The sequence below is a fragment of the Zooshikella ganghwensis DSM 15267 genome, assembly GCF_000428585.1.
Classification (GTDB): Bacteria; Pseudomonadota; Gammaproteobacteria; order Pseudomonadales; family Zooshikellaceae; genus Zooshikella; species Zooshikella ganghwensis.
Window position 1 is genome coordinate 1 of the sequence record NZ_AUAF01000228.1, and the last position, 4,884, is coordinate 4,884.

Genomic DNA, 4,884 nt, shown 5'->3' on the forward strand with positions numbered 1-4,884 from the left:
CAACCCCCTCGAAAAAACTTCCGATAACTTCTGTTATCGGCTATTTTGACGATTTTCACGTAATTTAGTATCACTTTTGGTATTACGTATTACTAAATCAAACAATTTGATTATGGGTAGCGCCTTAGTTTTATTTCATGACAATGACAGCATAAGCAGTATAGATGGACTTATAAAAGAGATAGAGTTAAGGCGTATCTCCCATATTTCATGGTAGACTTCGCCAGTCTTATTTCTTTATGAAAAAAGACTTCTAGCGTGATGTTGTGAGTACATTCGTACTCACTTTTTTCGCTCTCAAGCAGATGCTACCTATCCTCAATAGACTTGTGAGGCTAATGGCTACCTATTTCTTACTTTCATGCTTTAAGTTGCAGGATGCCTTGTGGCAAATCTTTATTAGTTAATAGGTATTAGGTGCAACAGGTTGCATATATTGATTTACTTAGCTTTGTGCCCTCTCGGTAGTCGTGCATAGGCTTGATTTTTTATGGCTACACACACTCACTGAGGGGGCGCTTTGCTTCAGGCATGCTCACCAAGAGGAAACAATTATATGCTTGATTAATGATAGGTTTTTCTAAAAATCATTCTCATAAATAGCAACGGTTAATTATCCTTAAGTGACGTTAATTAATAGTTATACGGTAAGAGTATGGTTAATTTTGATGAGCTAGCGAAAGAGTATTTTGAAGCTTTCGACTTAAAGGATAGAAATATGTCGCATCATGCTATTCAGAAAATAGTGAATAGCGTAGCTAGCAACTTGCCGAAAGACAACCCAGAAGCCTTATCTTGGTTTATAGCGGCATTAAAAGATCCTCAAAAAAAGTGGTTTGTTGCAAAGGTAATGGAAAAGGTCATGCCAGTACCAATTTCGCTGTTAGATGACTTAGTATTAGCTGCATTGTTGGAGCCTAATCCAAGTAACAATAAACTCTTTGTTCTTCCCTGTGTAAAAACATTTGGGGCTGATCAGGTAAGGAAAAGAATGGTTGAGCTATCTAATTATCCGGGGGTTAAAGAAAATAATGGTTTTGATATGGTCAGCTATTGGGTCCGTGATATCGTATAACAAATTAATCAACAGGCCCCCTGGCGAGGCCTGTCATTAAGGCGTTAGTTCTTTATAAAACGAAGATATACTCATGGATCAAAATAAGACGTTATTGCAGAGATTATTAAAAGGCTTTCGCAAACAGGAAGGCTTGGATGATCTATTGCGTATGACAGAGCATTCGAATGGGTACAAACGGGAGAATGCGGTAACCCGGCTAGGCGTTCTTGGAAACCCTCTAGCAATTCCTTCGCTTATTGTTCGGGCCAATGATTGGGTGCCACAAGTAAGAATTGCTAGCAAAAAAGCTATCACTCTACTTCAAAAGCCTGAGAATGTGAGGGCTTTTATAGTTAGCCTACCAGACCTCTATCACCTTCAGAACTGTGGTCGAGACAATCATGACGATCTAATTTCATCTGTTGAAGACTACATTACTACTGTAGATGGTGGCGAGTTTATGCTATACGAATTGAATAACGAGGATCTGCGAGTTGCTAGGTGTGCATTTTTAGTTTTGCTGAAGAAAAAACTGCTACCTATATGTGATTTAGCAGAGAAAGGAATAAATCATCCCGATGTTATCGTAAGACTTAAGTCATCTCACTATATAAGAGGACTTGATCTCGAGCAGCAAAGAAAAGTGCTTAGGATTGCCATCTTAGATAAATTCATGCCCATCCGGAGGGAAGCTTTTCAGATATATTTGCAAGATAAACCCTCTTTAGAATTCGTGACAAAATTTCTAAACGATAGGCATATTTCAATTCGGGAAATTGCAATAAAATATTTGTTGTCGAACGGTTTTGACGTTGTGAATGAACTCATTTTCAATCTCTCCTCAAGCAGCGCTCACGTCCTTAAGTGTTCAGTTTGGGGGCTTGATTATCTACGACATACAGATGCTACCGATAAAATTATACCTCTTACTAAATCGATTTACCCGAGTGTTCGTAAGCAAGCTATGGTATGCATGATTAGCCTGAAGGGTGAAACATATTTTGATCAGATTACCGAATATCTAGCTGACTCTTCGCCATCTGTATGCAAGGAAGCAGTTCGGCTTATTGCTAAGAACGGTATTAAGTTAAGTTCAGAAGATCTGTTTAGAATTCTCTCTGGCAGTGAATATAGCCATACTGGTCGAGCCTGCCTAACGCTTTTGAGAAGAATTAATAAATGGGAAGCTCTCATGTTTCTAATGAGGCTGCTTGGATCACCAGAAAACGATTATGGAATAACGAAGGTAAGGTTAGAAGAGTCTCTTAGTATTTGGGATCGGGAGTTCAATAAAAGCCATTCTCAACCGAGCATTAGACAATTAGATGCCCTGAGCGAATTGTACCAAGAGACACAAGTCCAATTAGAAAAAAAAGGTTATCGAAGTATATTGTTTACATTAAATACATTAGGTATGAAAACTGTGTAGAGCTAATCGGGTAAGAGCCGCTCCCTACCCGCCTCCTTGGATACCGCTAGCCATAAGGCCTACAATGGGGTTAGGTTTGTGTCAGAGTGATGTTCATTAATAGTTAGGCATCAAAATGAAGTATGAGCCAATTGATATTAAGTGCCCCGATTGTGGGGCGCTGGCGAAATTCGAAGAGCCATTCGAGTTTCTATCGAAAAATGACGTTCGTCCAGATGAAACGAAGCCGACACATCCCTGGGGTGGCTGGACGGTGCTCGAAAGATTTCCTTCTCAAATAAGCTGGAAGGCTCCTTCTACATCAAGTCAGTATCTCAGAGGTGGGGGCGATACAGGCAAAGGTGGCTATCCTCTCCTTACAAATGGTTTAGTTCAATGTTCCCACTGCCATTCGAACAGAAAGCACAAATTAAATTGGCCTGCCGATGCTTATTGGCAGTGGGAAGTCCGAGGTCAGTTATTGTGGGCATGGGATAAAGAGCATGCCCAAATAATACTAAATTTTGTTAAAGAAACCGCTAGGCCATCGCGGCGTTTGTACAGCTTAAAGTACATACCGTCACACTTTCTTTCAGCTAAAGTTCGTGATCTAGTAGTTCAAAAAATGGAGCGGAGTGTAAATGCCTAATCAGGTAAGAGCTGGTATCTACCCAGCTCCCTGGATACAGCTAACCATAAGGGCTACAATGCTTTAGGTTTGCGCTAGAGTGACGTTTATTAGTAGTTAAATAGATATGTTAGATTTTGAATCCCCAAATACAGATTATATCTTTAAAGCCGCAGCTCTAGAGGATCGAATTCGCTCCTTATTGGTTCAGATAAAGAGTACTCTTGGCACTAATCAATCCTCGGCGAGGGAAGAAATTGTTGATAGGTGGATACCAGAGTTAAGGGCATTGAATAGGGAAAGCTTCGGGAATCACCCAGGGATAAACGCTACGCTAGGTAATTTAGAGTATTCAGTAAATGAGCTGTCTTTGGAAGAGTGTTGGCAAGCTTTTCTGCTTTTGGCGGAACAGCCGGGAGAAAATTTCGGCACTTGGGCTATTTAATCTGTAAGAGCCGCTCCCTACCCACCCCACTGGATAGCACTAGCCACAAAGCCTACAATCAGGTTAGGTTTGCGTAAGGGTGACGTTTATTAGTAGTTAGGCAAAACGAGTTATGAGAATAATTTTTCCATTTGATCCATTAGAAAAAAATACAGCAGATGGTCCCTTTAGGGACGAATACGAACTGTTAAAATCTATGGGTATAGACTGCTCACTGTTTGATTACGACTCATTAGAGTTTGATGAGCTTAAACCGAAGCCACAAGTAATTGATGGTGATTGCGTACTGTATCGTGGATGGATGCTTACGCCGTCTTTATATGGAAAGCTTGCATCAATGGTTGAGCGAAAGGGGGGATCAATGTTTACGTCTCCTTCCAGTTTTGTTTCCTCACATCACCTCCCTGAGTGGTATGAAAGCTGCGTAGACTTCACTCCTGAGACTGTATTCAGTAACGCAGAGGAAGATTTAGAAAAACTAGCAAGCGATCTTGGTTGGGATAGCTTCTTCGTTAAAGACTACGTAAAGTCAAATTACAATGAGCGTGGATCAATTGCTAAATCTCCTAGAGAAGTCCTAGAGATTGTTGCACTTATTAAAGAGCACAGAGGCGAAATCGAAGGGGGAATATCGCTTCGAAAAGTTGAAGAGTACCTACCTGAGACAGAGAAACGATATTTTGTTGTAAATGGCAAAGCCTATTCACCTGATGGGGTTGTTCCAGAGCTTGTGTTGGATGTCTCTAAAGCTCACCATGCACCATTCTATTCCATTGATGTTATCCAGAGGTCTGACGGCGTACTTAGATTGGTCGAGCTAGGTGATGGTCAAGTGTCAGATAAAAAAACGTGGAGCGCTGGTGTTTTTTGCAAAATGATTGCTGAAAATACCTAATTTGCTAATCGCTTCCACTCCATAAACTCAATGCCCATGCCAAGCATAAATAAACTGTTCAACGTGACGCTTGGCTGCGCACATTACCAAAGCGTTAGGCCTATGAAAAGACCGGCTAGAGTCATCAAAATAATACTAGCTCTCATAGTGATTGCAATAGTGATAGCATCGTTCACTAATCAGATTGTAGCTTGGATTGTTTTATCGCTTTTTGGTCCTTTTATTCAATTATTTGTGTCCCCTCGGGACTGGTGCGTGACTCGCCCCAGCCCTTGCTGTTAGCCTTTTCCTCCATCGTTAATGGTTCAGGAGAAGCACTATGGAAGCCGATTCATCCCCAGATGTCCCTTTAACTTTGGAAGCCGTCAAGGCTAAATTTGAAGCCTGGCGGCAGCGTCCTAAACCCCGTAAACCCTTCCCTAATGCATTATGGCATGATGTCTTTCGACTG

Annotated in this window: 5 protein-coding genes; all 5 read left to right on the forward strand. The window is 41.1% G+C overall.

The window, feature by feature from the left end:
* Nucleotides 1–655 precede the first annotated feature (655 nt).
* The 5 genes from F607_RS0124585 to F607_RS0124605 all read left to right on the forward strand — a co-directional run bounded on the left by F607_RS0124585 (nucleotide 656) and on the right by F607_RS0124605 (nucleotide 4,433).
* Nucleotides 656–1,075, forward strand: a complete 420-nt coding sequence (locus F607_RS0124585; protein ID WP_027710161.1) for a hypothetical protein — start codon at nucleotides 656–658, stop codon at nucleotides 1,073–1,075.
* 73 nt (nucleotides 1,076–1,148) lie between these two features.
* The gene (locus F607_RS0124590) at nucleotides 1,149–2,486 is read left to right on the forward strand and encodes a HEAT repeat domain-containing protein (RefSeq protein ID WP_027710162.1); all 1,338 of its coding nucleotides are present in this window, start codon (nucleotides 1,149–1,151) and stop codon (nucleotides 2,484–2,486) included.
* Nucleotides 2,487–2,601: 115 nt separating this feature from the next.
* Complete coding sequence (locus F607_RS0124595) at nucleotides 2,602–3,114, forward strand: hypothetical protein (RefSeq protein ID WP_027710163.1); 513 nt, start codon at nucleotides 2,602–2,604, stop codon at nucleotides 3,112–3,114.
* Between the two features lie 106 nt (nucleotides 3,115–3,220).
* Nucleotides 3,221–3,538 (forward strand): hypothetical protein, encoded by a 318-nt coding sequence (locus F607_RS0124600; RefSeq protein WP_027710164.1) that lies wholly within the window; start codon nucleotides 3,221–3,223, stop codon nucleotides 3,536–3,538.
* A gap of 112 nt (nucleotides 3,539–3,650) precedes the next feature.
* On the forward strand, nucleotides 3,651–4,433 hold the full coding sequence (locus F607_RS0124605; RefSeq protein ID WP_027710165.1) for an ATP-grasp domain-containing protein: 783 nt from the start codon (nucleotides 3,651–3,653) through the stop codon (nucleotides 4,431–4,433).
* The last annotated feature ends 451 nt before the right edge of the window (nucleotides 4,434–4,884 follow it).